This is a genomic window from Bradyrhizobium sp. MOS003 (assembly GCF_003020125.1).
In the GTDB taxonomy this organism is placed as follows: domain Bacteria; phylum Pseudomonadota; class Alphaproteobacteria; order Rhizobiales; family Xanthobacteraceae; genus Bradyrhizobium.
Window position 1 is genome coordinate 1,462,956 of the sequence record NZ_PYFW01000001.1, and the last position, 24,886, is coordinate 1,487,841.

The 24,886-nt window shown below is 65.1% G+C and carries 26 protein-coding genes, 1 tRNA gene and 1 pseudogene; 14 read left to right on the forward strand and 14 right to left on the reverse strand.

The genetic code is table 11. The annotated features are described in order from the left end of the window. Positions 1-87 precede the first annotated feature (87 nt). A complete protein-coding gene (locus tag C7G42_RS07015) occupies positions 88-858 on the reverse strand; it encodes an alpha/beta hydrolase (protein ID WP_106948247.1) in 771 nt (256 codons plus the stop codon). A gap of 213 nt (positions 859-1,071) precedes the next feature. On the opposite strand from C7G42_RS07015, the gene C7G42_RS07020 reads away from it, so the two are divergent. Beyond that, on the forward strand, positions 1,072-2,031 hold the full coding sequence (locus tag C7G42_RS07020; RefSeq protein ID WP_199580685.1) for an AraC family transcriptional regulator: 960 nt from the start codon (positions 1,072-1,074) through the stop codon (positions 2,029-2,031). 392 nt (positions 2,032-2,423) lie between these two features. Here the strand turns inward: C7G42_RS07020 and C7G42_RS07025 are convergent, their stop codons facing one another. The 3 genes from C7G42_RS07025 to C7G42_RS07035 all read right to left on the reverse strand — a co-directional run bounded on the left by C7G42_RS07025 (position 2,424) and on the right by C7G42_RS07035 (position 3,356). Continuing rightward, positions 2,424-2,672, reverse strand: a complete 249-nt coding sequence (locus C7G42_RS07025) for a hypothetical protein (protein WP_106948249.1) — start codon at positions 2,670-2,672, stop codon at positions 2,424-2,426. Between the two features lie 17 nt (positions 2,673-2,689). Beyond that, positions 2,690-2,857, reverse strand: a complete 168-nt coding sequence (locus C7G42_RS07030; protein ID WP_106948887.1) for an RNA-binding protein — start codon at positions 2,855-2,857, stop codon at positions 2,690-2,692. A gap of 151 nt (positions 2,858-3,008) precedes the next feature. After that, positions 3,009-3,356: a response regulator gene (locus C7G42_RS07035; protein WP_158537569.1), complete on the reverse strand. Its 348-nt coding sequence runs from the start codon at positions 3,354-3,356 to the stop codon at positions 3,009-3,011. A gap of 180 nt (positions 3,357-3,536) precedes the next feature. Here C7G42_RS07035 and C7G42_RS07040 point away from each other — a divergent pair, with 180 nt between their 5' ends. Beyond that, the gene (locus C7G42_RS07040) at positions 3,537-4,418 is read left to right on the forward strand and encodes a L,D-transpeptidase (RefSeq protein WP_199580686.1); all 882 of its coding nucleotides are present in this window, start codon (positions 3,537-3,539) and stop codon (positions 4,416-4,418) included. A gap of 17 nt (positions 4,419-4,435) precedes the next feature. On the opposite strand, the gene C7G42_RS07045 is transcribed toward C7G42_RS07040, so the two are convergent. Further along, positions 4,436-5,080 (reverse strand): Rossmann-fold NAD(P)-binding domain-containing protein, encoded by a 645-nt coding sequence (locus C7G42_RS07045; protein ID WP_245427551.1) that lies wholly within the window; start codon positions 5,078-5,080, stop codon positions 4,436-4,438. Positions 5,081-5,311: 231 nt separating this feature from the next. On the opposite strand from C7G42_RS07045, the gene C7G42_RS07050 reads away from it, so the two are divergent. The 8 genes and pseudogenes from C7G42_RS07050 (at position 5,312) to C7G42_RS35190 (ending at position 11,599) form a co-directional block, all read left to right on the forward strand. Next, positions 5,312-6,490, forward strand: coding sequence for a cytochrome P450 (locus C7G42_RS07050; protein ID WP_106948253.1), 1,179 nt, complete (start codon positions 5,312-5,314; stop codon positions 6,488-6,490). Positions 6,491-6,772: 282 nt separating this feature from the next. Further along, entirely contained in the window at positions 6,773-7,723 is a 951-nt protein-coding gene (locus C7G42_RS07055) for a sulfonate ABC transporter substrate-binding protein (protein ID WP_106948254.1), read from the forward strand. Between the two features lie 2 nt (positions 7,724-7,725). Further along, complete coding sequence (locus C7G42_RS36090; RefSeq protein ID WP_283809840.1) at positions 7,726-7,848, forward strand: hypothetical protein; 123 nt, start codon at positions 7,726-7,728, stop codon at positions 7,846-7,848. A gap of 10 nt (positions 7,849-7,858) precedes the next feature. Beyond that, a pseudogene (gene ssuD, locus C7G42_RS07060) lies at positions 7,859-9,059 on the forward strand (FMNH2-dependent alkanesulfonate monooxygenase). After that, complete coding sequence (ssuC, locus tag C7G42_RS07065; protein WP_106948255.1) at positions 9,056-9,862, forward strand: aliphatic sulfonate ABC transporter permease SsuC; 807 nt, start codon at positions 9,056-9,058, stop codon at positions 9,860-9,862. Before ssuD ends, ssuC begins: the two are co-directional and overlap by 4 nt. Positions 9,863-9,881: 19 nt before the next feature. Then, the gene (locus C7G42_RS07070; protein WP_106948256.1) at positions 9,882-10,730 is read left to right on the forward strand and encodes an ATP-binding cassette domain-containing protein; all 849 of its coding nucleotides are present in this window, start codon (positions 9,882-9,884) and stop codon (positions 10,728-10,730) included. Positions 10,731-10,762: 32 nt separating this feature from the next. Then, entirely contained in the window at positions 10,763-11,344 is a 582-nt protein-coding gene (locus C7G42_RS07075; RefSeq protein ID WP_106948257.1) for a flavin reductase family protein, read from the forward strand. Positions 11,345-11,440: 96 nt separating this feature from the next. Further along, positions 11,441-11,599, forward strand: a complete 159-nt coding sequence (locus C7G42_RS35190) for a hypothetical protein (RefSeq protein WP_162848676.1) — start codon at positions 11,441-11,443, stop codon at positions 11,597-11,599. 159 nt (positions 11,600-11,758) lie between these two features. Here the strand turns inward: C7G42_RS35190 and C7G42_RS07080 are convergent, their stop codons facing one another. From C7G42_RS07080 to C7G42_RS07120, 9 genes are all read right to left on the reverse strand, one after another. Next, a complete protein-coding gene (locus tag C7G42_RS07080) occupies positions 11,759-12,907 on the reverse strand; it encodes a M20 family metallopeptidase (RefSeq protein ID WP_106948258.1) in 1,149 nt (382 codons plus the stop codon). A gap of 260 nt (positions 12,908-13,167) precedes the next feature. Next, entirely contained in the window at positions 13,168-14,553 is a 1,386-nt protein-coding gene (gene flbD, locus C7G42_RS07085; RefSeq protein WP_106948259.1) for a sigma-54-dependent transcriptional regulator FlbD, read from the reverse strand. A gap of 33 nt (positions 14,554-14,586) precedes the next feature. Then, entirely contained in the window at positions 14,587-14,937 is a 351-nt protein-coding gene (fliN, locus tag C7G42_RS07090) for a flagellar motor switch protein FliN (protein ID WP_106948260.1), read from the reverse strand. 3 nt (positions 14,938-14,940) lie between these two features. Beyond that, positions 14,941-15,564, reverse strand: a complete 624-nt coding sequence (locus tag C7G42_RS07095; protein ID WP_094976978.1) for a FliH/SctL family protein — start codon at positions 15,562-15,564, stop codon at positions 14,941-14,943. Next, the gene (gene fliG / locus C7G42_RS07100; RefSeq protein WP_106948261.1) at positions 15,564-16,652 is read right to left on the reverse strand and encodes a flagellar motor switch protein FliG; all 1,089 of its coding nucleotides are present in this window, start codon (positions 16,650-16,652) and stop codon (positions 15,564-15,566) included. The genes C7G42_RS07095 and fliG overlap by 1 nt, the downstream gene beginning before the upstream one ends. A gap of 44 nt (positions 16,653-16,696) precedes the next feature. Next, positions 16,697-18,307 (reverse strand): flagellar basal-body MS-ring/collar protein FliF, encoded by a 1,611-nt coding sequence (fliF, locus tag C7G42_RS07105; RefSeq protein ID WP_106948262.1) that lies wholly within the window; start codon positions 18,305-18,307, stop codon positions 16,697-16,699. 193 nt (positions 18,308-18,500) lie between these two features. After that, positions 18,501-18,776: a CtrA inhibitor SciP gene (gene sciP / locus C7G42_RS07110; protein WP_002714638.1), complete on the reverse strand. Its 276-nt coding sequence runs from the start codon at positions 18,774-18,776 to the stop codon at positions 18,501-18,503. A gap of 375 nt (positions 18,777-19,151) precedes the next feature. Beyond that, positions 19,152-19,859: a flagellar hook assembly protein FlgD gene (locus C7G42_RS07115; protein WP_106948263.1), complete on the reverse strand. Its 708-nt coding sequence runs from the start codon at positions 19,857-19,859 to the stop codon at positions 19,152-19,154. A 13-nt stretch (positions 19,860-19,872) separates the two neighbouring features. Further along, entirely contained in the window at positions 19,873-21,495 is a 1,623-nt protein-coding gene (locus C7G42_RS07120; protein ID WP_106948888.1) for a flagellar hook-length control protein FliK, read from the reverse strand. A 346-nt stretch (positions 21,496-21,841) separates the two neighbouring features. On the opposite strand from C7G42_RS07120, the gene mnmA reads away from it, so the two are divergent. The 4 genes from mnmA (at position 21,842) to C7G42_RS07140 (ending at position 24,429) form a co-directional block, all read left to right on the forward strand. After that, a complete protein-coding gene (gene mnmA, locus C7G42_RS07125; RefSeq protein WP_106948264.1) occupies positions 21,842-23,023 on the forward strand; it encodes a tRNA 2-thiouridine(34) synthase MnmA in 1,182 nt (393 codons plus the stop codon). Between the two features lie 24 nt (positions 23,024-23,047). After that, the gene (locus C7G42_RS07130; RefSeq protein WP_106948265.1) at positions 23,048-23,686 is read left to right on the forward strand and encodes a class I SAM-dependent methyltransferase; all 639 of its coding nucleotides are present in this window, start codon (positions 23,048-23,050) and stop codon (positions 23,684-23,686) included. Positions 23,687-23,730: 44 nt separating this feature from the next. Then, complete coding sequence (locus tag C7G42_RS07135; RefSeq protein WP_106948266.1) at positions 23,731-24,090, forward strand: hypothetical protein; 360 nt, start codon at positions 23,731-23,733, stop codon at positions 24,088-24,090. Between the two features lie 262 nt (positions 24,091-24,352). After that, positions 24,353-24,429 (forward strand) — tRNA-Met (locus C7G42_RS07140). The last annotated feature ends 457 nt before the right edge of the window (positions 24,430-24,886 follow it).

The window sequence follows — 24,886 nt, forward strand, 5'->3', positions numbered from 1 at the left end:
AGGCTGCGATGCGGAGACCGCAGCCCGGGCCGGTTTGCGCCATTTGCAGCGCGCGCTCCCGGCACGTGTGCGCCGGGAGCGGCGTCGTCACTTTGCGAGCGAAGCCTTCTCGATCACCGCGGCGACTTCTTTTGCATGGACGACGAGCGAAGCATGGCTGCCGGCGACTTCCGTCGTCTGGGCCTTCATGCCGGCGGCAAAGAGCTTCTGGACCTCGGGCGCGATCACCTTGTCCTTCGTGCTGACTACGTAGAAAGTCGGCTTGTCGCGCCACGCGGCAACATCGACCGGGGCCTCGAACGCGACGTGGTTCAGCGGAAGCTGATGGTTGGCCAGGGATTCCGCGATCTTCGGCGGAAGGTCAGCCGCGACCGCAGACGGGAACACCTTGGGATCGATGTAGAGGTTGCCCTTGTCGTCAGGATGGATCGCCGCGGTGCCCTCGGTGGCCGGACCGCTCTTGGCGAGGGTCGCCAGAGATTGGCCGACGTCGGGCGCGAAAGCGGAAACGTAAACGAGCGCCGATACCTTGGGATCGTTGCCGGCCTGCGTGATCACCACGCCGCCCCATGAATGGCCGACGAGGACGGTCTTGCCGGTCTGCTTCGCCAGCGCCTGCTTGGTGGCATCGACGTCGGCGGCAAGCGAGGTGAGCGGATTCTCGACCAGCGTGACGTTGTAGCCCTTCTTCGTGAGAATTTCGGCGACGGGCTGCCAGCTCGTCTGGTCCACGAAAGCGCCGTGGACGAGCACGATGTTGGGGGCCGCTCCCTTGGGCAGTTCGGCGGAATGGGCCGAGCCGACCAATGTCGTTCCGGCCAGAAGTACGGTGGCGGCAGAGAGGAGAATATTTCGCATGAATCGTTCCCGTTGGCATGTCGGACGAACACGGTCCGAAGGAATGGACAGGCGTTTCCGGTAAGGTCGCGGTTCTTCATTCGCCCCTGGGCGAAGGTTGCCGCTCGTACCGTCGGCCCGCGCCGGCATGACCTATGGCGCAGACCTTCCGGACGATAGAGATCGATCGTCCGGATGTTGTGTCCAATCGTCCAGCGGACTAATCTCGGCGACATGGACATACTCGCCCAAGTGCTCGATCGGGTTCGTCTCGGCGGGACGCTGCTGTTCCACTTCGAGCTCGGCCATCCCTGGCACCTCGAGTTGCCGGCGCGACCATACGCCCTGTTTCATTATCTGAGCCAAGGCTCGGCAACTCTCGCCCTCGACCAGGGAGAGCAGATCCAGATGTCCGAGGGCGATTTCGTCGTCATCACGCGGGGAGAGCCCCATGTGTTCTATTCGGATCGCCGCGCCAAGCCTTTGCGGATCATGGATATCGACCGGACGTCGGCGCGCCTGGGCGTCGTTCGTCACGGCACCGGCGCAAAGCCGCTCTCGACGATGATTTGCGGCAATTTCACCGTGTCACGGCCTTTGTTTGGCAGTGTGATGGAGCTGCTTCCACCGGTGCTGCTGCTGAAGCGGACGACCGATGCTGTTTGGCTTGAAGCGATCTTGCGCCGTATGGTCAGCGAGTCCGCGCTCGAGCGTCCTGGCCAACGCGTCGCGCTTTCACGACTGACCGAAGTGCTCTTCGTCGAGGTGCTCCGAAGTTGGATCGCATCTCTCAGTCCCGGACAGGGCGGCTGGCTTGGCGCCATATCCGACCCTCACATCGGACCGGCGCTCAAGCTGATTCACGAAAATCCCGAGCGGCCCTGGACACTGAGCGATCTGGGCCACCGTGTTGGGCTCGGCCGTTCGGTGTTTTCGGCGCGCTTTACCAAGCTCGTCGGCCAGTCCATGCACCGTTATGTGATCGAGCGTCGGATGGCGGAGGCTGCGTTCCTGTTGGAAACCAGCGATGAGCCTATCGCCCGGATTGCGAGCCGGGTCGGTTACGAGACGCCCGCGGCATTTTCCAAGCTGTTCAATCGATATCACAGCCTGTCGCCCGGTCGGTACCGGGCAGCCAGACAATCCAGCGGCGACGCCAGACAAGCGGCCATCCCGGAACAGGCTGCCGATTGACGACGGACGAACGGGTGCATGGTCGCAACGTCTTCGAGAAGCCCATCGGCCGCGTCACCACCCTGCCGCCCCGTTCGCAACGCGCGGGCCACTCCCGCATCGCACACCGCGCGAGCAGGAGAACTTTTGAATCATGCTGGGTCTGCCCTCGCGGAGCCTGAATTGAAGCGGCAAGCGGCCTCAGCCTGGGAAGGGTAATAAGCTGAGGCCGCTGATGCTTCGGCACGGAGGCGAATCCAACCGACGCCGGATGAGGTTAGGCTTTCCTCCACGTCGCACGATGTTCACATCTGAACGTTCGCGCGACGTTGTTCTGTTCGATGCTTTACATCTCGTGAATGCCCTTGCGGCATCCCGGCGGTCTCATGCGTACCGAGGCGAGCCGAATGCAATCAATTTGCGATCGTCCGAAGCGGCCGATCGGCCGGGTCGCGCGACGGATCAGCCAGGTGCTCGGGCCATTCGATTGGCCTGCAGACGAGCCCGCGACGCTCGATCTCCTTGAACAGACGTTCAGCGCGGTGTCTGGCGGGTAGCCCGATCAACCTGGTGCCGGCCAACGCATCGGCCTGCACCTCGTTGCGAATGAACTCGTGCATTCGCATGATGAAATGATCGGAAAGTCCTGCAAATTCGCTCATGGTAAGCCGCGCTTGACCTAGAAAAAAAGCCACTCGATCAGGCGCCAGCCGACCCATGCGATTGCGGCGATCCATGCGATCATGGCGATGCCGACGGCGCCGAGGAATGCCAGCCCGACGGCGTAGTCGTTGGCCTCGCGGCGCTTGGCCTTCGACAGCGTGTGCTGGTCGGTTCTCTCGAGCATGTTCATCCTTGCCTGGTTGCCAGGCTAGCGAGGGCAGCTTCGATCGACAAACGGCGGCTCGAATTAACCTCACCGGTCAACCTTACCTGCGCGGCATGGCGGCCGAGTGAGTGCCTGTCCTTATGGCCAAGCCCGCCGTTCGGATGCCGCGTTACTGGCGCGTCAAGGTGCGGATGGATTCCAGGAGCCGCTCGAGTCGGTAGGGCTTGTGGAGCATGATGCTCCCTGAAACCGGCCGCGGATCTGATTGAGTGTATCCAGTGGCGTAGATGACGGGGATGGCGGGATGACTCTGCCTGCACCTTATTGCGACGTCCCATCCGGAAATCTGTCCCGGCAGCTTCACGTCCGTGAAGATGAGGTCCGGAGCGACTTCGGCGCATAGCTGCAGCGCTTGCTCTCCGCTCTCGGCTTGAAGAACTTCGTGCCCTTGACCCTCCAATATGTCCACGACCACATCGCGGATCAGGTCTTCGTCTTCAACGACCAGAATCTGCAAATCATTCTCCCGGCTGGCGCGCCCTGTTGTTCCGGCTTGCCTCGCTGTAGCGCGCGCATTGTGAAGCATCAGGATCAAAGCGTTAACCATCGCTGGCGGTTCCATTTCTGGCGGGATTGCTTCGATGTTTCTTAAATCTTGCTGGATACCTCTGTTGGGCATGGTGACCGAGGGAAAGCGATGAAGAAGCGGGCAAAACGCGGAAAGGCAGAGACGCTCGCAATACCCATGGCCGCGAGAGTTGCAATTGGCGCCGTGGCCGTCGCGGCGTTGGGGTACGGTTTGCTGTCTCGCCCGGCGAGCGTGCAGCCGGTCCGGAAGGCGCCCGCACAGGAAGCCAAGGCATCGTCGACGCCGGTTTACGTGGCGCCTCCGGTTCATGCCGCAGCGGTGGCTCCGGTTCCGGCTGCAGCTCCGATACCGGCCCCGGCTCCGGCGCCTCTGGCCGAGCCGCCAAAAGCCGAAGCTGATGCTCCCGGAGCTCTGGTTCGGCAGGTGGTCGACTACGCCAGCCGCCAGACACCTGGCACCGTGATCATCGATACCGGAAATACATTCCTCTATCTCGTCCTGAACGACAGGCAGGCGTTGCGCTACGGCATCGGTGTCGGCCGCGAAGGCTTCACATGGTCCGGCGAGCAGACTGTGGCCCGCAAGGCAGAATGGCCGGATTGGCATCCACCGACCGAAATGATCGGGCGTCAGCCTTATCTGCCGCGCTTCATGGCGGGCGGCCCCGGCAATCCGCTCGGCGCGCGCGCGATGTATCTCGGCGAAACCGAATATCGCATTCACGGCACCAACAACCCCAATACGATCGGCAAGCGGGTGTCGTCCGGCTGTATCCGGCTGACCAATGACGACGTCACGGACCTCTATGAGCGGGTGAAGGTCGGAGCGAAAGTGATCGTGCTTCCGGCAAGCGGCGCCCGCAGACCACCGCAGGGCACGCCGGCCGACGCCGCCTTCCGATTGCCGGACCCGGCATCGCCGTCGAAGCGGCCGTTGGCGGCTAACGCACAGATGCCGTCATCCGGACCGAAGGTCGCCCAGGTTCAGTAGCTCCAAGACGGGCGGCGTCAGTTGCCGCCTTCCGCCAGTTGTCCGGCTCCAATGACGTGGCTTCCCGGCTCGCCGGCAACAGCCGCCTCGATGAGCTGGCGGGCCACGTTGGTCACCGAACTGATGCGCGCAACTGGCGGCAACAGGGGAGATAAAAAGCCCAGGACGTTCCGCACTGCTCGCTGTACCGGCCTGCTTTCGGCACGCTCGCCATCCAGGAATCCTGGCCGCAGGATCGTCAGGGACGGGAAAGCGAGCGCCCCGATCGCTTCCTCCACCTCGCCCTTCGTCCGCGTGTAGAGAAACAGGGATCGCGGGTCGGCGCCCAGGGACGATACCAGCGCGAACCGGCCAACTCCGGCGTCGCGCAGCCGCCGCGCGATCAGCAGCACCAGTTCGTAATCGACCGCTCGAAATGCCGCTGCCGACCCTGCCGCCGCCCGCGTCGTTCCGAGCGCGCAGATTGCGCCGTCGGCTCGCCATTCCCCATCGCCGGCACCAGCAATCAGATCATCGAGCCGAGGATTGCTGACCCGCTCCTCGGGCGGCAGCGCACGCCGCGTTGGCGCGATGAGGCGCGTAACGCGAGGGTCCGCGAGAGCGAGCGTCATCGCGCGGCGGCCAACCAGCCCCGTTGCGCCCAAGATGAGCATTGTGGTCATGACTATCCCGTCCCGGCTTTGCAGGCCAAACCTTGCAGGTCAAAGTCTGCAGACCAAGAGTACAGGAACCGGTTGCCACGGCAAATTCGGGGATCTTCTTGCCGTTTTGTCCCGTCAGCCTGACTTGCACCTGATTGCCCTCCTGCCGTTCGTCCCCATCACCAGGGACTGACGCCGGCGCTGTGGTTCGCTAGTCTGGCCTGAAGGATACGACAACCTCGGGAGGCCGCCTTGAGCACCGCGCCACGCATCGATATCGACCCCGTCGCGTTCTGGGCCGATCCCTATCCGATGCTCGCGAAAATGCGCAAGGAGGCGCCGATCGCGTTCGTGCCGCAACTCGGCTCGACGCTGCTGACCAGCCGCGACGACATCTCGATCTCCGAGAAGCAGATCGACGTGTTCTCCTCGCACCAGCCCGCAGGCCTGATGAACCGGCTGATGGGCCACAACATGATGCGCAAGGACGGCGAGGCGCACCAGGTCGAGCGCCGAGCGATGTTTCCGACGGTGTCGCCGAAGACGGTGAAGGCACACTGGACCGCGCTGTTCCAGGCCCATGCGGACCGCATCCTCGACGCGATCGAGCCGGGGCGGATCGACTTCATGCGCGACTTCGCGCTGCCGTTCTCCGGCGAATGCCTGAAGTCGATCACCGGGCTCACCAACATTGGCTATCAGGACATGGACGCGTGGTCGCAAGGGATGATCGAGAGCATCGCCAATTACGCCGGCGACCCCGCGGTCGAGGCGCGCTGCCACGTCGCGACCTCGGGCATCGATGCTGCGATCGACGACATCCTGCCGGTGATGCGCAAGCATCCCGACCAGAGCGTTCTCGGTGTGCTGATTGCCTCCGGCATGCCGATGGAGAGCGTACGCGCAAACGTCAAGCTCGCAATCTCGGGCGGCCAGAACGAGCCGCGCAAGGCGATCGCCGGCACGGTGTGGGCGCTGCTGACTCATCCCGAGCAGCTTGATCTCATCAGGCGCGGTGAAGTGTCCTGGCTCCAGGCGTTCGAGGAATATGCCCGCTGGATCTCGCCGATCGGCATGTCGCCGCGGCGTATCGCCAGGCCGTGGAGCATCCGCGACGTCGCCTTCGATACGGACGAGCGCGTGTTCCTGATGTTCGGCTCCGCCAATCGCGACGAGACCCATTTCGAGCGCGCCGACGAGTTCGACGTGCGCCGTGATACGACCAAGAGCGTCGCGTTCGGCGCCGGCCCGCATTTCTGCGCGGGCGCCTTCGCCTCCCGCGCCATGATCGCCGACGTCGCGCTGCCGACCGTGTTCGCGCGGGCGAAGCGGCTCGAGCTTGCCGATGACGAGAAGGTGCGGATCGGTGGCTGGGCTTTCCGTGGGCTGCAGAATTTGCCGGTGAAATGGACCCGTCGGGCCGCCGTGTAAGTCATTGATCTCGCTACTGCCGGCTACTGTGCATGGGGTTGTTTTCGCAAATTTTGAGGTCGGGGGCCTCGCGTCGCCGAGACAGAGCCGCGCGGCGCTCACATTCGCGTGCGAAAAAAATCCCTCTGCATCGTCGTCGCTACTTGAAAGATTAATCATGCGCGCTGCCGCGCGCGCAGTGCTCGCATCGCTATTTTCCCGGACGTCTCGACACCTCCGACAAGCCGCACCATCATTCTCGAACGCGAATGAATGACGGCCGCATGTGGCCGGGAGTGTGGAATGCAGCGTCGTGACTTTCTGAAACTGTCAATCGGAACCGCGGCCGCCGCCGCGTTCGCCTCGCCTGCGATCGCGCAAGGCGCGGTGAAGGAAATTCGTATCGGCTACCAGAAGAACGGCGTGCTGGTCATCACGCGCCAGCAGGCCGCCCTGGAAAAACATTTCACTCCGCAAGGCATCGAGGTGAAATGGGTCGAGTTCTCCTCCGGCCCGCCTATGATGGAGGCGATGAATGTCGGCAGTGTCGACTACGGCGCGGTCGGCGATTCCCCGCCGGTGTTCGCGCAGGCCGCCGGCGCCGCGATCGTCTATGCCGCGGGCCAGCCCATCACCAACGGCCAGGGCATTCTGGTGCCCGGGGATTCGCCGATCCGCTCCATCGCTGACCTGAAGGGCAAACGTATCGGCTTCACCAAGGGGTCCAGCGCCCACAACATCGTGGTGCAGACCCTGGAGAAGGCCGGTCTCACCTATGCCGACATCAGCCCGGTCTATCTGACGCCGCCGGATGCGGGCCCCGCCTTCGCCAATGGCAGTATCGAGGCCTGGGCGATCTGGGATCCGTATTTCGCCATCGGCGAGACCAGGCAGAACGGCCGCATCCTGATCAATGCGCGCGAGGTCACCAAGACCAATTCCTTCTACGTCGCCAACCGCGATTTCGCGAAGAATCACGGCGCGATCCTGCAGCAGATCGTCGACGTCACCACCGCGACCGCCAGATGGGCCGAGCAGCACCGCGACGAGGTCGCGAAGTCGCTCGCCGCCGTGACGGGCATGCCGCTGGACATCCAGACCATCGCGGCCAACCGCTCGTCCTTCGTCGTCGGCCCCGTCACCGACGACATCGTCGCGACCCAGCAGGGCGTCGCCGATCGCTTCTACAAGCTCGGCCTGATCCCGAAGCCGATCGCGATCCGCGACATCGTCTGGCGCAATCCGGCAGCCTGATCGTGCCGACCAGCCTTCCCACGCAGAGGGGTTCGAACATGAGGCGTATCATTCAGCGTCTGATCGCGGCCGTCGTGCTGTCGATCGGCATCGTCGCCGCCGCGGTCGGCACGACCTACGGTTAGGAGCACATCCATGAGCAAGCAACCCAACGCCAATATCCTCTGGTTCCTGCCGACCCACGGCGACGGCCGTTATCTCGGCACCGGCATCGGCGGCCGCGAGGTCAATTTCAACTATCTGCGCCAGATCGCGCAGGCCGCCGATCAGCTCGGTTATTTCGGCGTGCTGCTGCCGACCGGGCGTTCCTGTGAAGATTCCTGGATCGTTGCGTCCAGCGTCGCGCCGTTCACCGAGCGGCTGCGCTACCTCGTGGCTGTCAGGCCCGGGCTGCAATCGCCGAGTGTCGCCGCGCGCATGACCGCGACGCTAGATCGCGTCAGCAATGGCCGGCTGCTCGTCAACGTCGTCACCGGCGGCGACCCCGTCGAGAACAAGGGCGACGGCATCTTCCTCGGTCATGACGAGCGCTACGAGGTCACCCGCGAGTTCCTGAATGTCTATAGCGACCTGCTCGCCGGCAAGACCGTCAATGTCGAGGGCAGGCATATCCGCATCGAGAATGGCAAGCTGCTGTTTCCCCCGGTGCAGTCGCCGCGCCCGCCGCTGTATTTCGGCGGCTCGTCCGATGCCGGCATCGATGTCGCCGTCGACACCGTCGACAAATATCTCACCTGGGGTGAGCCGCCGGCGCTGGTCGCCGAGAAGATCGCGAAGGTGAGGGAGGTCGCGGGCGCCCGCGGCCGCAAACTGTCCTTCGGCATCCGCCTCCATGTCATCGTTCGCGAGACGAACGAAGAAGCATGGCTTCATCGTTCGCGAGACGAACGAAGAAGCATGGCGCGCCGCCGACGAGCTGATCAAGCATGTCGATGACGACACCATCGCCAAGGCGCAGAAGAACTTTGCCCGCATGGACTCCGTCGGTCAGCAGCGCATGGCGCAGCTCCATGGCGGCAAGCGCGACAAGCTCGAGATCGCCCCGAACCTTTGGGCCGGCGTCGGCCTCGTGCGCGGCGGTGCCGGCACGGCGCTGGTCGGCGACGCCGAGACGGTGGCGGCCCGCATCAGGGAGTATCAGGACATCGGCATCGATACTTTCATCATGTCGGGCTATCCGCATCTGGAGGAAGCCTATCGCTTCGCCGAACTGGTGTTCCCGCTGCTCTCGCTGCAGCAGCCCTCCAACGTGACCAGGCTGCACTTCAACGGCGGTCCGTTCGGCGAGACGGTCGGCAGCGACTTCCGTCCGCAGCACCGGGTGTCGCAGTCATGAGCCTGATCGACAGCATCTCGCTTCCGCGTCGTCTCCGTCTGCCGCGGGTCGACGGCCTGATCCAGTGGATTGTGCCGCTCACCATCATCGCGATCTGGCAGGTCGCCAGCGTGACCGGCTTCGTGCCGAGCCGGGTGCTGCCGGCACCGAGCGACGTCCTGCTCGCCGGCTGGAAGCTGCTGGTCTCCGGCGAACTCGTTCGCAACATCTGGGTCTCGTTCTGGCGCGCCTCGATCGGCTTCCTGATCGGCGGCAGTATCGGCTTTGCCTTCGGCCTCGCCAACGGCCTGTCGCAGCTCTCGGCCAAGCTCACCGACACCACGCTGCAGATGGTACGCAACGTGCCGCATCTGGCGCTGATCCCGCTCGTCATCCTCTGGTTCGGCATCGACGAGAGCGCGAAGCTCTTCCTGGTGGCGCTCGGCGTGTTCTTCCCGATCTACCTCAACACGCTGCACGGCATCCGCACCGTCGATCCGCAGCTGATCGAGATGGGCCGGATCTACGGCATGACCGACGGCGAACTGTTCCACCGGGTGATCTTCCCGGGCGCGCTGCCGTCGATCTTCGTCGGCATCCGCTTCGCTCTCGGCATCATGTGGCTGACCCTGATCGTCGCCGAAACCATCGCGGCGTCATCGGGCCTCGGCTACATGGCGATGCAGGCGCGCGAGTTCATGCTGATCGACGTCGTCGTGCTCTCGATCCTGATCTACGCCCTGCTCGGCAAGCTCGCCGACAGCGCCTCCCGCGTGCTGGAGCGGGCGACGCTCTCCTGGCACCCCGCCTTCCAGAAACGTTGAACAGAAACACGGGCATCCCATGCAGACAGCGCTTCGTACCTCCCTTCCCGAAACCGAGCTCGCCAGCCGCGCCGGTTTCGCGCCTCACGCCCGTGTTGTGCGCGAGGAGCGCCAAGGAGAACGTCAAGCGCGGAGCAGCGGCCTGCCGCTCAGCATCCGCGGCCTGCGCAAATCCTTCGGCAGCAACGAGGTGCTGCGCGGCATCGATTTGCACATCCCCGCCGGCCAGTTCGTTGCCATCGTCGGCAAAAGCGGTTGCGGCAAGAGCACGCTGCTGCGCCTGATCGCAGGCCTCGACAAGATCGACGCCGGCAGCATCAGTTTCGGCCAGAATACCCAGCCCGAGGACATCCGCGTCATGTTCCAGGAACCGCGGTTGCTGCCCTGGGCGCGGGTGCTTTCCAATGTCGAGGTCGGTCTCGGCCGCGATCGTGCCTCCGGCGATGCGCATACACGCGCCGAGAAGGCGCTGACCGAGGTCGGCCTTGCCGACAAGCGCGACCAGTGGCCCTCGGTGCTGTCGGGCGGACAGAAGCAGCGCGTTGCGCTCGCCCGTGCGCTGGTCTCCCGTCCGCGCGTTCTCGCCTTCGACGAGCCCCTCGGTGCGCTGGATGCGCTGACCCGAATCTCGATGCAACGCCTGCTGGAGCGCGTCTGGCGCGACCAGGGCTTTACCGCGATTTTGGTGACCCATGACGTCGCCGAAGCCGTCGCCCTGGCCGACCGGGTGCTGGTGATCGACGAGGGCCGGATCGCCCATGACGTCACGATTAACGCCGCCCGACCCCGCGAACGCGGCTCTGCCGAATTGGCAAGCCTCGAAGGCTCAATTTTGAGCAACCTTTTGTCGGCGGAAGATCGTACTTAGATATTGGAGGACCCCGCGCCGGGGACCATGCCATGAATGTAGTGCCTCGCGATCTCATGACTGAAACCGCCATCTCATCCGCCGATTTCCGCGGCGCCATGCGCCATCTCACCGGCGGCGTCAGCGTCATTACCGCCGGGCGGGGCAAGGACATCACCGGCATGACGGTGACCTCGGTGACCTCGCTGTCGGTCGAGCCGCCGACGCTGCTGGTCAGCATCAACCGCGATGCCTCGTCCTTCCCCTTGATCCGCCGCTTCGGCGCCTTCGGCGTGAACATCCTCAATGCCGACCAGCTCGACGTCGCCGAGCGCTTTGCCGGCAAGGGCGGGCTGAAGGGTGCCGACCGTTTCAAAGGTGCCGAGTGGGTGACAGCGGTCTCGGGCGTTCCGCTGCTGGTCGGCGCGCTGTCGGCGTTCGATTGCGAGGTCGAGGAGATCGTGGAGCGGCATTCGCACGGCATCGTCATCGGCCGTGTCAGGGGCATCAACAGCTCGACCCGCACTGCGGCGCTGGCCTATTGGCACGGCCAGTATGTGGCGGTCGACCAGGACGAGGTCGCGGCCAGGCTTGCGGATGTCAGCGTTCCCGCGCGCAGCCGGCGCGGCGTTTGACCGCCGCAGGCTGTCGGCGCAGAGGCTGGTCTTTTCTTCGTCATCGCTCTAGAAGCGCCCTGAACCTTCCCGCCGGGACGGCAACGGAGCGGAACGATGAAGCGTATCGCGACCTGGGCGTTTTATGCCATCGGCGCGCTGGCGATCGCCTATCTCGCGCTCTACGCTTACGCGATGTTCTCGGGCCAGCCCGTGATCATCCCTGGCGATCCCATCCACATCTTCCGCAAGCCCGACGCGCCGAGTTATTCGTAGAAACTCGGTAGGTCTCGTAGGGTGGGCAAAGGCGCACTTGCGCCGTGCCCACGATCTTTACATGTTGACAGAGACGGTGGGCACGCTTCCGCCTTCGCTCTTCGAGCTACGGCGGACAAGTCGCTTTGCGCTCCCTACGCCCACGGCCCTACGGCACCTTCACCCCCGCAAAATCGCCAGCGCCAGCGCTTGCGCGCGGGGCACGATGCTGTCGATCTCGAGATATTCCTCCGGCGTGTGCGCGAGCCCGCCGACCGGGCCGAGGCCGCAGATGGTCGGCGTGCCGACCGCGGCGGTGAAGCCGGAATCGGCGCAGCCGCCGGAGAATTCGCCCTGCAGCGTGGTGAGGCCGGCCTCTCTGGCTGCGGCCTGATAGCTGTCGAACAGCGCCTTTGAATCCGCGCTTTGCACCACCGGCACGAACTCGCCCTTGATCGTCAGAGTCGCGCTGGTGCCCGGCACGTAGGACGTCGCGACAATTTTTTGAATCGCGTCCATCACCCGCGCACGATCCGCCGGATCGACGTAGCGCAGGTCGATCTGGCCCTCGGCGTAGGGCGCGGTGGTGTTGACGGACTGACCGCCCGAGACCAGGCCGACATTGAGGGTGATGCCCCTGTCGAGATCGGTGAGCGCGTGGATCTGCACGATCTTGTGCGCGAGTTCGCCGATCGCGCTGACGCCGGCGGCGAAATTGGCGCCGGAATGCGCGGCTTTGCCGGTGATGGCGAGATGCATGAAGATGCCGCCCTTGCGCCCGATCACGATGTTGCCGGTGGGGCGGCCCGGCTCGGAATTGAACACGGCGCGGGCCGAGCGGCCTTCGCGCTCGATCACGGGCCGGGAGGAGGGCGAGCCGATCTCCTCGTCCGAGGTGATCAGCAGCTTGATCGGATGCGGGTTGCCGCCGAATTTGTGGAAGGCGGTGGCGACGAAGATGTTCATCACGACGCCGGACTTCATGTCGGCGACGCCAGGCCCATAGGCGCGGCCGTCCTTGATCGTGAACGGGCGCCGCTCCGCTTCGCCCTTGCCGAACACGGTGTCGCGATGTCCCATCAACAGCACCGGCTTCTCGTTGCTGCCGGGCTTTGCGACGTCGGCATGGATGGCGTCGCCGAAGGTGGCGTCGCCCTCGCGCCGGCACGGAATGCCGTGCTCGGCAAAATGCCGCTCCAACCGCGCACCGACCGCATCGACGCCTTCCTTGTCATAGGAGCCGGAATCGATATTCACGACGTCGCGCAGCAGATCGATCATCGCCTGCTTCTGCGACGCCAGCCAGTCCGTGATTTGAGCTTGAGACATGTGGTTCCTCGCGTGGTCTTCATGCGGGGTTATAGGGTCTGGCGTGCGGATGACCTAGTCACCGGACGCGGTCCCGTTATGCGAGGCATGCTCCCAATGCCGTCATTGCGAGCGTAGCGAAGCAATTCAGTCTGTCACCGCGGAGGAATTCTGGATTGCTTCGCTGCGCTCGCAATGACGAAATTGGCGGCCTGTATCTAAAACAAAATGCCCGGGACCAGCCCGGGCATTCGCAGTCTCAAGCAGAGTGGGGCGCTGCCCTACGCCCCCACCATCGGCATGCGCGGATACTCGCCCGGCGTTCCCGCCGGGGTGATCGGGATACCGCCGTCGGAATATTCGTTGAGCTTGTTGCGCAGCGTGCGGATCGAGATGCCGAGGATGTTGGCGGCGTGGGTGCGGTTGCCGAGGCAGTGCTTCAGCGTTTCCAGGATCAGGTCGCGCTCGACATCGGCCACCGTGCGGCCGACCAGCGCCCGCGTCACCTGCTCGGCGGCCATCGTGGCATGCGCCACGGCCGGCACGGTCTTGGCGAGGTCGAGGCGGTCGCCGTCCGGCGTCAGGATGGCGTCGGCGCCGATCTCGTCGCCCTGTGCCATCAGCACCGCGCGATGCATGGTGTTTTCGAGCTCGCGGACGTTGCCCTGCCAGCGGTTGGTCGAAAGCACGCGGCGCGCTTCCGCCGAGATCGGCCGCATCGGGACGCCATTGGCCTCGGCGTATTTCTTCACGAAGTGCTGGGCCAGCTCGAGGATGTCGAGGGGACGCTCGCGCAGCGGAGGGATCTTCAAATTCACGACGTTGAGGCGGAACAGCAGATCCTCGCGGAACGTGCCTTCGCGCACGGCGTCCACCAGATTGCGGTTCGAGGTCGCGATGATGCGAATGTCGACGGGGACCGGCTTGGTGCCGCCGACGCGATCGATCACGCGCTCCTGGATGGCGCGGAGCAGCTTGGATTGCAGGCGAACGTCCATCTCCGAGATTTCGTCGAGCAGCAGCGTGCCGCCGGTCGCTTCCTCGAACTTGCCGATGCGGCGGGCGATCGCGCCGGTGAAGGCACCCTTCTCGTGGCCGAACAGCTCGGATTCGAGAAGATGTTCGGGGATCGCGGCGCAGTTGATCGAGATGAAGGGACGCTTGGCGCGGGCCGAGCGGGTGTGGACGTAGCGGGCCAGCACTTCCTTGCCCGTTCCGGACTCGCCGGTGACCATCACCGAGGCGTCGGAGCCCGCGATCTGCTGCGCCAGCTTGATCACCTTGGCCATCGCCTCGTCGCGATAGACCAGCTCGCGGGAATCGTTGGCGACCGCGGCCAGCACCGCGGCGATCAGCTCCGGGTCCGGTGGCAGCGGGATGTATTCCTTGGCGCCGGCGTGAATCGCGGCGACCGCAGCGCGGGCGTCGTTGGTAATGCCGCAGGCGACGATCGGGGCGTGGATGTGCTCGGCCTCGAGCCGCATCACGAGGTCGCGGATGTCGAGGGCGACGTCGACCAACAGGAGGTCGGCACCCTTGCCGCCGCGCAGCACGCGCATCGCCTGCTCGTGATCCTCGGCATGGGTCACGGTGGCGCCGTTGTCCATCGCGATCTTGGTGGCGGTGGTGAGCTGGCCCTTCAGTGTGCCAACGATGAGAAGCCGCATGTCAGTCTCCTGTCCGTCTGGTCGCGCGCGCTATCAGCTGCGTTCGGTCTTGATGATTTCGGTCATGGTCACCCCGAGCTTGTCCTCCACCAGGACGACTTCGCCGCGGGCAACCAGCTTGTTGTTGACGTAGATGTCGATGGCCTCGCCGACGCGGCGGTCGAGCTCGAGCACGGTGCCGGGTCCGAGCTTCAACAGCTCGCTGACGTCCATCTTCGAGCGGCCGAGCACCGCCGAGACCTGCACGGGAACGTCGAACACCGCCTCGAGGTCGGCGGCGGCACGCGCCGCATATTCGTCCTCGTTGTAGCCGACATCCGTGCCGTTGGGCGGCATCGGGCCGTTCAGATCGGGCAGCGGGACCTGTCCGTCGGTGTCGCTCATGGCCTAGCTCCCCCTGCGGGACGCGACATAGCGTCCAACCATTTCGTCGATCTTGGCCGCGATGGCGCCGCGCTCCAGCACGACACCGCCATCGGCCCATTCGATCCGGCAGTCGCCGGTCGCAATCTCCGGCTCGGCCAGGATCACCAGCCGTCCTTCGAAGCCGCTCTGCTTGGCGAGCCGCTCGATCTTCTCGCGTGCGCTGTCGTAAAGCGCGTCGTTGATGCGGACCACCAGATGCGGCGTCGCGACCAGATGCGAGAAGCAGTCCTTGACCAGTGCGACGATCTCGCCGAGCGGCTCGGCGGCGACCAGGTCGGCGCACAGCTTGCGCGCGACCGCCACTGCGACGTCGACCGCCTCGGTCTCCATCTTGGATTCGATGTTGCCGATGCCGGACGCGATGCCGCGGATGCCGATGTTGATCTCTTCCATGGCCAGCGCGACGCGGCGGTCGCTCTCGGCCTTGGCCTCCTGCTGGCCGGCGGCAAAGCCGTCCTGATAGGCGCGCGCCTCGGCTTCCGCGATCCTCTGGGCGATCTCCGCGGCAGTCGCGGCCTTCTCCCGCGTCGTCCGCTCGGGCGCCGCGAAGTCGGTATCGAACAGGAATTTTGCCGGAGCGGCCATCAATACACCAGTTCGTCGTCGGCGCGGTTCTTGGTCAGCATGATCTCGCCCTTGGCGGCGAGATCCTTGGCGAGATTGACCAGCAGGGCCTGCGCCTCGTCGACGTCGCGCAGGCGGACCGGTCCCATCGCGGCCATGTCGTCCTGCAACATCTTGGCGGCGCGCGAGGACATGTTGCCGAAGAAGAAGTTGCGGACGTCCTCGTTGGCGCTCTTGAGCGCGACGCCGAGCTTGTCCTTGTCGACGTTGCGCATCAACGTCTGGGCCGAGCCGGAATCCAGCTTCACGAGGTCGTCGAAGGTGAACATCAGCGCCTTGATGCGCTCGGCCGATTCGCGGTTGTCCTCTTCCAGCGAGGTGATGAAGCGGGTTTCGGTCTGGCGGTCGAAATTGTTGAAGATTTCGGCCATCACCTCGTGGGCGTCGCGGCGGCGGGTCTGCGACAGGTTGGACATGAATTCCGTGCGCAGCGTCTTCTCCACGCTCTCGATCACCTCCTTCTGCACCGCTTCCATCTTCAGCATGCGGTTGACGACGTCGAGCGCGAGCTCCTCGGGGAAGATGCCGAGCACGCGCGCGGCGTGTTCCGGCTTCAGCTTCGACAGCACCACCGCGATGGTCTGCGGATATTCGTTCTTGAGATAGTTGGCGAGCACCTCTTCCTGCACGTTGGAGAGCTTCTCCCACATGTTGCGTCCCGCGGGACCGCGGATCTCGTCCATGATGCCGTTGACGCGCTCCGGCGGCAGGTACTGCTGGAGCAGCCGCTCGGTGGCGTCGAAATTGCCCATCAGCGCGCCCGAGGCCGACATGCGCGAGACGAACTCGAGCAGCATGTCCTCGACCGTGTCGACCTCGACGGTGCCCAGCGTCGACATCTCCAGCGAGAGCTGGCGCACCTCGTCGTCGTCGAGCATCGACCAGATCTTGCCGCCATATTGCTCGCCCAGCGCCAGCATCAGGATCGCGGCGCGCTTGGGTCCTGCCACCGCCTCGGTTTGCCCCGCGCGACTGCCGGCACGCTGGCCGAGCGTGGAGATCACGCTGGTGATGTCGTTGGAGTTGGCGTTTTGCAGATTTCCGGCCATGTCAGATCACTTCTTGATTCACTGGGTAAGTTTCTTGGCTAGGATTATTTGGTTGGCTCGGTCAGCCACTGGCGGATGATGGCGACGGTTTCGTTGGGGTTGCGCTCGGCGAGTTCGCCGACGCGATGAACGGATTGGGCGTGGACCTGGCCCTGGACGGTGGCGACGTCGATCGCGCTGGCGGCGCCGCTCGGCAGCAATGCCTGGCCGGCTGGCGCGGTCTCTTCGGAGGCGGCCGGGCCGGAGAGCACGCCGGAGATGGCAGCGGCGACTTCGTCGGAGGCCAGGATGCGCTTGACCAGCGGGCGGATCACCAGGAACAGCACGATCAGGCCGAGCAGCATCATCACGCCGAGTTCGACGAAGTACATGACGTCGTCCTTGGTGAACTGGAGCATGCCGAGGAAGCCGGAGGGCTCGCTGATCGGGGCTGTGGACGGCGCATCCGCAAAGCGCAGGTTGACGACCTCGACTTGGTCGCCGCGCTTCTGGTCGAAGCCGATCGCCGAGCGCACCAGGGTGGCGATGCGGTCGAGCTGCTCCTTGGTGCGGTCGGTGTAGACGAGCTCTCCCTTGTCGTTCTTGGCGTAGATGCCGTCGACCAGCACCGCGACCGAGATGCGGTTGACCCTGCCGGCCTCGGTCACCTCGGTCTTGGTGGTGCGGGAGATCTCGTAATTGTTGGTCTCTTCGGACTTCTTGCTCTGGTCCTTGGCCGTGGCGCCGCTGTTCTGCTGGTTGCCGGGCAGCTCGTTGTTGACGGTGACCTGGCCGTTGTTGTCGGCGGTCATGCTCTGCTCTTCGCGGGTCTGGCTCGAGCGCAGCACGCGGCCTTCGGGGTCGAACTTGTCCGAGGTCTGGGTGATCTTATTGAAGTCGAAATCGGCGGAGAGCTGGACGCGGGCGCGGCCCGAGCCGACCACGGAGGAGACGATGTCCTCGACCTGCTTGCGGATCCGCTTCTCGAAGGAGATGCGGCGCTCGTCGCCGACCGCCTGCTCCGGGTCGGTGGCGGCGCCGTCGGCGAGCAGCTGGCCGGCCTCGTCGACGATCGAGACCCGCTGCGGCTTCAGGCCGTTGACGGCGGAGGCGACGAGGTGGCGGATGGCGCGGATCTGCTGGGCTTCCAGCGCGCCGCGGACCCGGACCACGATCGAGGCCGACGGCTCCGGCGCCTCGCGGGCGAACAGCGGGCGCTCGGGCAGCACCAGATGGACGCGGGCGGCCTGGATGCGGTCGATGGCGCGGATGGTGCGGGCGAGCTCGCCTTCCAGCGCGCGGAGGTGATTGATGTTCTGGACGAAGGAGGTGGTGCCGAGGGCGTCCGACTTGTCGAACACCTCGTAGCCGACGCCGCCGCCCTTGGGCAGGCCGCCCTCGGCGAGCTTCATCCGCAGGCGCGTGACCTTGTCCTTGGGCACCATGATGATGCTGCCCTCGTTGCGGATCTCGAACTGGATGCCCTGGCGCTCCAGGTCCTTGATAATGCCGGAGGAGTCCTCGACGCTGAGGTCGGTGAACAGCGTCGTCATCTGCGGCGTGGTGACGCGCATGATGACGAACGCGAAAAAGCCGATGAGCGCGGCGGTGACCGCGATCATCGCCCCGAACCGGGCGGCGCCGATACTCTTCAGAAAGTCCGCAAGACCTTGCAAGCAACCGCCCCAACAGATTCGGCCGCTTTCACCGGGAAAGGCCGACTGGGCAATTATTGCCTAGGTGATGGTTTCGATATGGTTAACGAAGGTTAAGAGGTCGGACAAAAGTAGCGCAAATGGCGGATATGAAAAAAATCGGCCTCGCGGGGCGGGGCCGATTTTCGTCAAAAGCCGCAGATTTCCGGATCGCCTACTGGCGATATTGCTGGATGCGGGTGGTGCGAAGACCCGCCAGACCATGCTGGTCGATGGAAAACTGCCAGGAAAGGAATTCGTCGACCGTCAGGGTATAACGGCTGCAGGCCTCCTCAAGCGAGAGAAGTCCACCACGGACGGCGGCGACGACTTCGGCCTTGCGGCGGATGACCCAGCGTTTGGTGCCGGGTGCAGGCAGGTCCGCGATCGTCAACGGACTGCCGTCCGGCCCGATGACGTATTTTACCCTCGGGCGATGGGGTTCTGTCATGGCGTACTCACAAACTCTCAACCACTGAACTCACTTCACAACCCTACGCATCGCGGCTTAAAAATCCGCTAAGCCTAAGGCTTCAATACAATTCTCGTTGAAACTTGCGGGAACGCGACCGGCCCGAGGCGCTGAAAACGCAATTTAAGCGGGTCGGGCGGGGTCTTCGTAAATACTTTACTAACGAACGGGGCCTGCGCGGTGGTGCTGCAAGGCCTTTTTAGTTGTCCCGGCGAAGGCCGGGACCGATACCGCGTGATCTATCGATGTGACGCGGGTAGCAGAACCGAGAATGTCTTAGCCAAATTGCCTTTGGTGGTTATGGATCCCGGCCTTCGCCGGGATGACATCTTAGGTGTGGCTCTTGCGCGGGCCTCAATTGCTGCTGGTGGCGATGATGCTCTTCACCTGGCTCAGCGTGTAGCTGGCGCCGTCGATGGTGAGCAGGGGCGGCGACTGGGTCAGGTCGACCGACGACACCACGCCCTGCACCTGGGCTGCGATGCCGACATTGTTGTTGGCGACGTCCTTGCCGGTAGCCGTGATGGTGTACTTGCCGTCGGGCCATTGCGTGCCGTCATTGCCCATGCCGCCCCAGGTGAAGGGGACGTCGGTCCCCGCGCCGGCGGTGTATTTGCCGGTGAACACGGTCTGGCCGGTGGAATTGGCGACGGTGATGTCGACGGTGGAGTCGGTCGGCACGTTGAGGTGCCAGGTCGCGGACGAGTTCGTCATGGTCGCGGTGGTGCCGTCGACCAGAGCGGTCTTGCCGACGAAGCCCAGCGCCTGGGTCGCCTGCGTGGTCTGCTGCAGGGTGACGAGCTGGGACAGCGCGTCGTTGGTTTTGAGCTGCTGCTCGACGCCGGCGAACTGCACCAGCTGCTGGGTGAACTGGTTGGTGTCGAGCGGATCCAGCGGGTTCTGATTCTGCAGCTGCGTGGTCAGCAGCGTCAGGAAGGTCTGGAAGTTGCCGGCGAGCGTCGATCCCGTGGTCGAGCCCAGCGAGTTCGACGAGGAGGATTTCGGGAGGTCGGTGGTCCCGGAGACGACGGTAGGAGCGGTAGCGCCAGTCGTGGTGGTCATGTCGAATACTCCCTCACACTCTGATGTCGACGCCGCTGCTCGGCCCGTACATGCGGCCATAGCCGCGCCCGACGGGTGCGGCAGCAGCGGTGTCGTCCTCGCTGATGATCAGCCGGCGGGCATTGCCGCCATTGTCGTTGTTCTGGCCGGAGTTCTGGCCCGATGAATTCTGGTCGCGCAGGCTGAAGGACAGCCCGTTGCTGCCGGACTTGAGGCCGGCATCGTCGAGCGCGCGCTGCAAGTGCGGCGCGTCCTGGCGCAGTAGCTGCAGCGTCTCCGGCTTCTCCACCGTGAGATGCGAGGTGACGTTGCCGTTGCGGTCGACATTGATGCGGACGTCGATGCGGCCGAGTTCGGCCGGGTCGAGGCTGATGTCGAAGCGGGACTTGCCGGAGCGGAACGCGGCGGCGATCTCGATTGGGATACCGTTGACCGGCACCGCCGTCGCACTGGCCCCGGTCGCGGTCAGCGTCGCGCTCGAAGCGGACGCAGTCGAGGTCGTATTGGTGAGCGGCGCCTGCACGGCGGAGGCGGCCTGCGCGCTGGTGTCGGTCGGGGAGACCGCGCCTTGCGCGCCTGCATGAGGAAGCGTCGTCGGTGCGCCCTGGGTCGCATCGGCAGTGCGGTCCGAAGCCTTGGCCTCGGTCGCCGCGCCATCCGCCTGCGGCTTCGCGGCTTGCGGATGCGCGGCGGCGTTGGCGGTCGCAGTGCCCGGCGCCTGTGTCGGGGCCGCGTTCGCCTGGCCGGCGTCCTGGCCGATATCGGAAACGTCGGACTGTCCTTGCGCGGTGGCGACGGCGGCCTGGAACGAGGTCTTCGGCGTGCCCTGGTTGACGGGGATCAGGCCGCCGTTCGGCTTGGCGTCGGTCGCGGCTGCGTCGGTCGCCCCGGTTGCGGCATCGGCCAGCGTCGCGGAGGTGTCGGCATCGACCTTGGCACCGGCGGTCTTGGCGTTCTTGTCGGCCGGCGTGGCGGTGTCGGTCTTGGTGCCCGCGATCTGCGCCGCGGTCGAGGCGCTGGCGGCGATGCCGGCGGCGGCGATCGTCAGCGGCGAGGTGGTGGCGGCCTGTTCTGCAGCCGCGTTGGGATCGGCAGGGACGACCGGCGCGGCAATCACGATGGCATTCGGATCCGGCACAGCGGCCTGCGCCGCGTCGGCCGGCGCGGATGCTGCGGCATCGACTGCGGCGGTTAGCGTGTCGGTGCCTTCGGTCTTGTCGTCCTTGGTTTTCCCGGAGCTATCAGCCGATTTGGCGTCTGATGCCTCGGCCTTGTCCTTATCCTTGGCCTTGCCGGCGTCCTTGGCCGGATCGGTGGTCGTGTCGTCGGTCCTGTCGTTCGTCTTGTCGTCCCTGGCGGCCGCGGATGTGTCGTCGCTCGCCCTGCTCTGCGAGGATTGATCGGTGGGCGAGGGGTCGCGCGGGCCCTTGTCGGCGGAGGACGAATCGCTCCGCCGCGGCGCGCTATCCTGGGCCTGCGTGGCCGCATTGCTGTTGATCGCCTGGGTGTTGCTGTCGACCAGCGAGCCGAAGGCGTCGTTCGCGGACGGCTCCCTGGTGCTCTGCGACCGCGCAGGCTTTTGCTGCGCGCTCGGAACTGGCACGCTGGCCACGACATCTGACGTACGACTGACCACAGGCGACCCCTTGGAAACAACTTCGGCATCCAAGGGAGCAAGGAGCGGGCCAGTGCTGCGACATGTAAATTTATATAGCGAAATCAATATGTTAAATATCGAGCCAGCCGCCGCGGGAGCTGCCGCGACCCCGTCATTTCTGCCTCCCGGCAAGAATTGCCCTAAGCTGGCGGCGTGCGTGATTGCTTCACCGGAATGCCGCCTATATTAAAGAGGTTACTCTCAGCCGCTTTCGACCGGGCAGTCGTGCCTTGCGGGAACCAAAGTTCCCGGGGATCGACCACGTCCCGCGAGAAGCATGAAATCGCGGATCGCCGCACGCCGCCGTCATAACCCTCAAAGGCCCATGCTCAACAGTCTGGATCTCGAAGGCCGTCCTGAGGACACCAGGGTCGTCGTCGCCATGTCGGGCGGCGTCGATTCCTCGACCACGGCTGCGCTTCTGAAGGCGGAAGGCTACGACGTCGTCGGCATCACGCTGCAGCTCTACGACCATGGCGCGGCGACCCATCGCAAGGGCGCCTGCTGCGCCGGCCAGGACATCCACGACGCCCGCGACGTCGCCGCCAAGCTCGGCATTCCCCATTACGTGCTCGACTACGAAGATCGCTTCCGCGAATCCGTCATCGACAATTTCGCCGACAGCTACGCGCTCGGCGAGACGCCGGTGCCGTGCATCGAGTGCAACCGCAGCGTCAAGTTCCGCGACCTCCTCAAGACCGCGCGCGAGCTCGGCGCGCAGGCGCTCGCCACCGGCCATTATGTCGCCTCGCGCCGCCGCGACGACGGTTCGCGCGCGCTGGTCTGCGCCGCCGACGCCGACCGCGACCAGAGCTATTTCCTGTTCGCGACCACGCAGTCACAGCTCGACTTCCTCCGCTTCCCGCTCGGCGACATGACCAAGCCCGAGACGCGCGAGCTGGCGCGCCGCTTCGGTCTGAGCGTCGCCGACAAGCACGACAGCCAGGACATCTGCTTCGTGCCGACGGGGCGCTACACCGACATCATCACGCGCCTGCGTCCGAACGCGATGGACCCCGGTGACATCGTCGATCTCGACGGGCGCGTGCTCGGCCGCCACAACGGCATTGCCAATTTCACCGTCGGCCAGCGCCGCGGCCTCGGCATCGCGGCTCACGCGCCGCTGTTCGTGGTGCGCCTCGATGCCGCCAACCGCCGCGTCGTGGTCGGCCCGCGCGATGCCCTGAAGATGCACCGCATCGCGCTTCGTGACGTCAACTGGATCGGCGGCGGCGAGATCGACCGCGCCATCGGCGCCGGCCTCGAACTGTTCGTGCGCGTGCGCTCGACCCGCGCGCCGCAGCCCGCGTGGCTGCGCGGCAGCGACGGCCATTACGAGGTCGAGCTCGTCGGTGGCGAGGAGGGCGTCTCGCCGGGACAAGCCTGCGTGTTTTACGATGCGCCTTCGGGACAGGCCCGCGTGCTCGGCGGTGGTTTCATCCAGAGCGCCGCGGCCAAGGTCGCGAGCAACGTAGCGAGGCCGCTGGTGGAAGCGGTGCGCGGCTAAGAACATAAGCTGGGGCGAGGGGGCATGGCAGCAGATATCTCGCGGGCCGGGGTCGAGAAGGCCTATGGCCGCTGGGCGCCGGTCTATGATCTCGTGTTCGGCAAGGTGTTCGACGCCGGGCGGCAGTCGACCATCGCGGAGGCCGACCGCATCGGCGGGCGCATCCTCGACGTCGGCGTCGGCACCGGCCTTTCGCTCTCCGACTATTCGCGCACCACGAAGATCTGCGGCGTCGACATCTCCGAGCCGATGCTGCGCAAGGCGCAGGCGCGCGTGCGTGCGCTGCGGCTCTCCAATGTCGAAGTGCTCTCGGTGATGGACGCGAAGAACCTCGCCTTCCCCGAAAACTTCTTCGACGCGGTGGTGGCGCAATATGTCATCACCGCCGTGCCCGATCCCGAAGGCACGCTCGACGAGTTCGTGCGCGTGCTCAAGCCCGGCGGCGAGCTGATTCTTGTCAACCACATCGGCGCCGAGAGCGGCCCGCGCAAATTGTTCGAGCTCGCCTTCGCCCCCATCGCCCGCCGCCTCGGCTGGCGCCCGGAATTCCCGTGGGCCCGCCTCGTTAACTGGGCCGCCAAACACGGCGGCATCACGCTCGCCGAGCGCCGCCCCATGCCGCCGATGGGGCACTTTTCGCTGATCCGCTACCACAAATCGTGATCGTGTTGCGGGAACACGCGCCGTGATCGGCGCGTTTCCCTCCCATGCGCACCACATCGAACATCATTCTGGCCATCCTCCTGATTGCCGCCTCAGGCAGCGCGATCGCGCAGGCTCCGCCCGCCCCCGCGACGCCGCCGCAAGCGACCGCGCCGCCGTCTCCGCAACGCGCGGCCGGCTGCGCGTCCTCAGACCGGATGACCGCCGCCCCGGACGGCACCGCCACCACCGGCCAGTCCCGGGAACCGCTCGGCGACAAGCTCGCCAAGACCGACGGCGTGCTCTGCCCGCCCTCCGACGTCGACCCCGACATGCACGCCCCGGCCCCCGACACCGGCGGCAACACCCCCGTCATCCCGCCTCCTGGCAGTCCCGGCGGCGATCAGACGGTCCGGCCGAAGTAATAGATTTTCGCGGGTTGCGGTCCTTCGCCTCTCTCTCGGGGAAGGTGAAATCTGTGCAAAGCGCGGATTTCGGGTGAAGGGGCTCCTCCGCAAGTCTGGTGCTCGAAAACGGGAAAATCCGGCGCCAAAATCGGCCGCTTTTCCACCCACACCGCCTTGTCCCGCCGAAGCTTGAGCGAAGGCGGATTGACTTCCCGGCTTCCCCTTCATTATATGCCGCGCGTTCGCGAGATCGGCCGTAGCAGCCGTTCGCGATCCCTGTGGCGGGGTAGCTCAGCTGGTTAGAGCACGGGAATCATAATCCTGGGGTCGGGGGTTCGAGTCCCTCTCCCGCTACCAATTCCAGCGTAACCCGTTGATTTCCCAGCCTTGGCCGATCGATGTTTCAACACGAGGGATATCTCATTGATACATCCTCGACGGTCGTGGATCAATTCTCGCCGTGAACAATCAACATCGCCGCGGAGAGCCGACGTGCCGACTGCGATTTGAAAGTGTGGTGGGTTAACGGGGGTTCGAATCCCTCCCTCTCCGCCAGTTAATTCGCCCCATCCGCCACTTTCTGGACCTGCGAAAAGCTCGAAAAACAACGCTTCCGGCCTGCCCGAGTGTGCAAGTGTCGAAGCGTGTATCCCGCATTGTAGTCAGCAAAGTAGTCCACCAGAACGGCGCGTCCGAGCTTCCGACGCGCCGGCCCAGAGGGCCGGGGCGTGCCCCGACCTACCTGGTGTGCCGGCTTTCCACGTATTTCTTCCAGATTCGGCCCCCCTCTAGCCTTGCAGCAGGACTGCCGTCA

Bases quoted from the DNA above. Each gene is read 5' to 3' on its own strand.
- C7G42_RS07080 (WP_106948258.1), bottom strand. From the start codon at position 12,907: ATGTCTCAAGCTCAAATCACGGACTGGCTGGCGTCGCAGAAGCAGGCG.
- C7G42_RS35190 (WP_162848676.1), top strand. From the start codon at position 11,441: ATGAAGCGTATCGCGACCTGGGCGTTTTATGCCATCGGCGCGCTGGCG.
- fliG (WP_106948261.1), bottom strand. From the start codon at position 16,652: ATGGCCGGAAATCTGCAAAACGCCAACTCCAACGACATCACCAGCGTG.
- fliN (WP_106948260.1), bottom strand. From the start codon at position 14,937: ATGAGCGACACCGACGGACAGGTCCCGCTGCCCGATCTGAACGGCCCG.
- C7G42_RS07095 (WP_094976978.1), bottom strand. From the start codon at position 15,564: ATGGCCGCTCCGGCAAAATTCCTGTTCGATACCGACTTCGCGGCGCCC.
- C7G42_RS07045 (WP_245427551.1), bottom strand. From the start codon at position 5,080: ATGACCACAATGCTCATCTTGGGCGCAACGGGGCTGGTTGGCCGCCGC.
- C7G42_RS07075 (WP_106948257.1), top strand. From the start codon at position 10,763: ATGAATGTAGTGCCTCGCGATCTCATGACTGAAACCGCCATCTCATCC.
- sciP (WP_002714638.1), bottom strand. From the start codon at position 18,776: ATGACAGAACCCCATCGCCCGAGGGTAAAATACGTCATCGGGCCGGAC.
- C7G42_RS07115 (WP_106948263.1), bottom strand. From the start codon at position 19,859: ATGACCACCACGACTGGCGCTACCGCTCCTACCGTCGTCTCCGGGACC.
- C7G42_RS07055 (WP_106948254.1), top strand. From the start codon at position 6,773: ATGCAGCGTCGTGACTTTCTGAAACTGTCAATCGGAACCGCGGCCGCC.
- C7G42_RS07070 (WP_106948256.1), top strand. From the start codon at position 9,882: ATGCAGACAGCGCTTCGTACCTCCCTTCCCGAAACCGAGCTCGCCAGC.
- ssuC (WP_106948255.1), top strand. From the start codon at position 9,056: ATGAGCCTGATCGACAGCATCTCGCTTCCGCGTCGTCTCCGTCTGCCG.
- C7G42_RS07025 (WP_106948249.1), bottom strand. From the start codon at position 2,672: ATGAGCGAATTTGCAGGACTTTCCGATCATTTCATCATGCGAATGCAC.
- mnmA (WP_106948264.1), top strand. From the start codon at position 21,842: ATGCTCAACAGTCTGGATCTCGAAGGCCGTCCTGAGGACACCAGGGTC.
- C7G42_RS07020 (WP_199580685.1), top strand. From the start codon at position 1,072: ATGGACATACTCGCCCAAGTGCTCGATCGGGTTCGTCTCGGCGGGACG.
- C7G42_RS07040 (WP_199580686.1), top strand. From the start codon at position 3,537: ATGAAGAAGCGGGCAAAACGCGGAAAGGCAGAGACGCTCGCAATACCC.
- C7G42_RS07030 (WP_106948887.1), bottom strand. From the start codon at position 2,857: ATGCTCGAGAGAACCGACCAGCACACGCTGTCGAAGGCCAAGCGCCGC.
- flbD (WP_106948259.1), bottom strand. From the start codon at position 14,553: ATGCGGCTTCTCATCGTTGGCACACTGAAGGGCCAGCTCACCACCGCC.
- C7G42_RS07130 (WP_106948265.1), top strand. From the start codon at position 23,048: ATGGCAGCAGATATCTCGCGGGCCGGGGTCGAGAAGGCCTATGGCCGC.
- C7G42_RS07015 (WP_106948247.1), bottom strand. From the start codon at position 858: ATGCGAAATATTCTCCTCTCTGCCGCCACCGTACTTCTGGCCGGAACG.
- C7G42_RS07135 (WP_106948266.1), top strand. From the start codon at position 23,731: ATGCGCACCACATCGAACATCATTCTGGCCATCCTCCTGATTGCCGCC.